General features: G+C 69.0%; 2 protein-coding genes and 4 pseudogenes. 3 read left to right on the forward strand and 3 right to left on the reverse strand.

Going from position 1 to position 3,728, the window contains the following annotated elements; genetic code table 11:
- Positions 1 to 152 precede the first annotated feature (152 nt).
- Positions 153 to 438 (forward strand): annotated as a pseudogene (locus ABZ904_RS50765) (CoA-transferase); the annotation flags it as partial.
- 108 nt (positions 439 to 546) lie between these two features.
- Complete coding sequence (locus tag ABZ904_RS50770; protein ID WP_359411449.1) at positions 547 to 1,014, forward strand: hypothetical protein; 468 nt, start codon at positions 547 to 549, stop codon at positions 1,012 to 1,014.
- A gap of 94 nt (positions 1,015 to 1,108) precedes the next feature.
- Here the strand turns inward: ABZ904_RS50770 and ABZ904_RS50775 are convergent, their stop codons facing one another.
- Together ABZ904_RS50775 and ABZ904_RS50780 are read right to left on the reverse strand one after the other, a co-directional pair.
- The gene (locus ABZ904_RS50775; protein ID WP_361831098.1) at positions 1,109 to 2,161 is read right to left on the reverse strand and encodes an IS4 family transposase; all 1,053 of its coding nucleotides are present in this window, start codon (positions 2,159 to 2,161) and stop codon (positions 1,109 to 1,111) included.
- A 115-nt stretch (positions 2,162 to 2,276) separates the two neighbouring features.
- Positions 2,277 to 2,369, reverse strand: a pseudogene (locus ABZ904_RS50780) (transposase domain-containing protein); the annotation flags it as partial.
- A gap of 202 nt (positions 2,370 to 2,571) precedes the next feature.
- Between ABZ904_RS50780 and ABZ904_RS50785 the strand changes: the two are divergent.
- A pseudogene (locus tag ABZ904_RS50785) lies at positions 2,572 to 2,755 on the forward strand (CoA-transferase); the annotation flags it as partial.
- A 198-nt stretch (positions 2,756 to 2,953) separates the two neighbouring features.
- Here the strand turns inward: ABZ904_RS50785 and ABZ904_RS50790 are convergent.
- Positions 2,954 to 3,163, reverse strand: a pseudogene (locus tag ABZ904_RS50790) (IS3 family transposase); the annotation flags it as partial.
- Positions 3,164 to 3,728: the final 565 nt, after the last annotated feature.

Consider the following 3,728-nt stretch of genomic DNA (forward strand, 5'->3'; position numbering starts at 1 on the left):
GCGCGACGGCCGGCCTTCGAAGGTGATGAGCACGGTGACGGGGGTCGAGGGGCGGGTGTCGGCAGGGCCTGCGCTGTGGTCCGGGGACACGCATCACGCGGCGGGCAATGTCGAAGGCTCTTTCATCGGGCGGACGACGCGAGGGTGAGCGGATGAACAAGGCTGTGCGTTCGGCCGGCGAGGTGGTGGCTGACATCGCCCGCGGTTCCTCGCCGGCCGTGGGAGGGTTCGGGCTCAGCGGTGTGCCCAACGTACTGATCGAAGCGTTGTTCCGGCAGGGCATCGGCGCTCTGAGGGTGGTCTTGAACAACAGCGGGGTGGACGGCGGCGGATGGGGCATTCTGCTCGCGGCCGGGCGCATCGTTCCGGGTCCATGGCTCGTACGTGGGCGAGAACAAGGAGTTCGCCCGCCAGCACCTGTCTGGCGAGCTGGAGCTAGTCCCAACGCCGTGTAGTTAGCGGTGCGGACGCCTCCGACTGAGTGCCTCAGCCGACCAGTTGAGCGTTACGGGGCCGATGTCGGCGGTGCCGGGTAGTTTGCCGGGTGTGAGTATGTGGATCTACCTTCAAGCGCTCGAACCCTCAAGGCTGCCCGAGAACACAGCTGGCTTCGAGTACCTGTTCGATGTGGACTTCGACGAGCTGCGCCGACGGGTTGGAGCAGGCGAAGCAGCATGGCTGGAGTACGGCTTCTTCCAGCTGAACGAGCTGTACTGCCCCCGGTCGGAGCCGGGCGGCGACCGGGAGCTGCCCGTCTTCGGGGGTCGACACACACCGGACCCCGGCGGCGGCCCGGGCCATGTGGCGCTCGATCCGCCGGACGTGGCGCGCACGGCAACATACCTTCACGGGGTGTCGTTCACGGACCTGTGGCAGGCATGGGCGCAACTTCCGTCGTCCGAGCCGGACGAGGAGCTGCTGGAGCGCCTGGCTCAGGATCACGCGGACCTGCGCGCCTTCTACGGAAGGTCGGCGGAGCGGGGCTGGGCGGTGGCCAAGCACTTCTCCTTCTGACTCCCGAAATTCCTGGACGGCTGGCTTCAACGACCGCCTGTCCACCCGACCCCAGCGCTCACCGGCAAGCTGGAGCGCTCAGTCGCAACGTCGGTCATGGGTCTGGTGGGGTCAGGATGTCGATGCTGATGGTGGCCTTGTAGCTGGTCCGGTCGACGGTGCCTTTGGCGTTGTACTTGGAGATCGCGCGTTTGACGACGCGGGGTCGGGCGCGGATGCGGCGGTCGGGCATGAGGTCGGCCGGTATGCGGCGGCCGATGGTGCCGACGAGGTCGATGACGGTGTCCGTGATGACGCCCGCGACCTGGATGACCAGGTCGCGGGCGGTGTGCAGGGCGATGGTGAAGCTGGCCCGGTCGGGGTCGACGTGGGGGCGGATGCCGGGGGCCTCGGCCATGGCCAGACGCAGGACCTGGTAGGTGACCAGCAGCGCGTAGACCTCCTGGTCGAGACCGGCGGGGGTACGGGCGCGCAGGACTCGGCCGCCCAGGATGGTGGACTTGATCTCCAGGTAGGCCGTCTCGATCTCCCACCGCTGGTGGTACAGCGTGATCAGTTCGGCGGCGGGATGGGTCTGGTGGTCGGTCAGGGTCGTCACGAGCCGGTAAAGGCCGGTGCGGCGGCCGGTGGCCCTGGCGATGGTGATCTCGCAGTCGATGACGCGCACCGCCACGGCGCCGAGCCTGGACAGGTAGGAGCCGTCACGGTTGCGGCGAAGGACCGGCAGGTGGCGGCCGCTCTTGACCCGAACCAGCACCTGCGCGCCGGTGGTGGCGACGGCGGTCACCAGGCTTTGCGCGGCGAAGTTGCGGTCCAGCAGCACGATCATGCCCTTGCCCAGGCTGCGCAGCAGGCGCGGCGCATAGGTGGTCTCCCCGTCCGTGGTCGGCCCGAACACCGAGTCCAGGAGCGTGCGGGTGCCGCAGGACACCAGCATCAGCAGCCGCAGCGCCGGATACCCCGAACCGCCGTTGTTGCAGCGGTGCTTGGTGTATACGGTCAGGCTCGCGGGACTGTCGGGCACCGCCATCGTCGTGCCGTCGATCGCGCAGACCAGCAGCCCCCGCCACCACACGCCGGTGGTGCCGATTCCAGCGGCCGGGCCGCGCAGCAGGTCGAACAGCCAGCGCAGTGGCTCGGCCCCCACCCGCCTGCGGGCCTGCGCCAAAGCGCCACCGGTCGGGTCCGCGACCGGCAGACCGTCCAGGCCCGGCCGTAAGCCGCTGCCACACCTGCCGCCAGCCCTGCCCCGGGAACAGGCACCCGGCCAGCAGCAGATACACCACCACCCGAGACGGCAGATCCCTCACTCGGGCCTGCACCCTGCCGGTCTGCACCAGCGCCTCGTCGACCATCTCGAACGGAACAACCCTGGTCAACTCGCCGAGATGGCCAGGCGCGAACGCCCCAGCGGCAACCGCAACCTCACGAGAGATGACAGACTGAGCACCCACGGAGCTCCTAGCGAACAGTGATCTTGGTCGACACGGTTCTAGCAGGAGCTCCGCCCCATTTCAGCGACTTGACGCAGCCGCCCGAGGCTCTATCTACACGGCGTTGGAGCTAGTCCCGCAGTGCACCCTGGCCGAGCGTCTGCGGGCCGGCGGCGCGGGCATCCCCGCCTTCTACACCCCCGTGGGCGTGGGCACTCTGGTCGCCGAGGGGAGAAATGCCGTTGGGGCTACCACGCTGATGGCAGCGTTGCCGTGCTGTCCCCAAGGAGGTCCGCGAGTTCGACGGACGCGAGTGCGGTGAGTGGAGCTCGCTTCTGCTCCGCGTGTTCGATCCGAAGGCGAAGCTCGCCGTAACGGCGCTGCTGTTCGGCCGCGAGGATCACCACGTCGACCGTCCGGGCGTGGGAGGAGGCCGCACAGACATCCACCGCCAGGCAGCAGACTCCTCGCGGGATGCTGAGTCCTTCACGGTGGTCATCGAGTGCGGCCTTCTGCGAGGTGACCCCTGGGCGTTGGCCGGCATCCGCTTCAGCCTTGCGGACCCACGTTCGTACGGTCGCGGCGGAACCGATACCCAGCTTCGCGGCGAGCGCCTTCATCGCGGCCCACTTCGTTGGGTAGTTGGGGTGGAACTCCGCGACCATGCGCACGGCACGCTCACGAAGCTCGGCAGGGTAGGGGGCCGGACGGGCCATGACTTGATCCTCTCGGGGAATCGAGCCTCCATCGGACCCGGAGCGCTTCAGTCAGCGCCCTGAATCGCGGAGGGCGCCCGTGGCCGCGATGCGTCATCGCTGACCGCGTGTGTGCAGCCTCGGCATGGCGCGGCCCGGTTGCGCACGTGATGCGCAGGCGCCCAGGAGCTGCGTAGTCCAGCTCGGCGGGCTGCGCGGTGCTGTGACCTGCCGTGGTGGGGCTTGTGGTCGGGGGTGGAGGCCTGCGCAATGGGCGTCGGTTTCCCTGCGGCGGGTGTGTGCATGGACACGGTGACGCTGCGCACTGCCCGGCTCGGCCCGAGTGGCGGGCTCACGGGTGGGCATGCGCTAGGACTGATCTTGAGCAGGCCGCCGCAACTTCTGGTGGCCGGTTGTGCGTTGGGGTCCGGGAAAAGACGTTCAGCCGTCGCCGACACCCGGGCAGACGAACGAGCGGCTGGGCCGGGTGCTCATCGCTGGGTGATTCACCGGGCGAGCTTTGGCCCGCTCAGCGCCGGGCTCGCTGGGCCGTGCGAGGTCGACCAAGGGCGACAACGGCGATGGA

This window comes from Streptomyces sp. NPDC046900 (assembly GCF_040644975.1).
GTDB lineage: Bacteria > Actinomycetota > Actinomycetes > Streptomycetales > Streptomycetaceae > Streptomyces.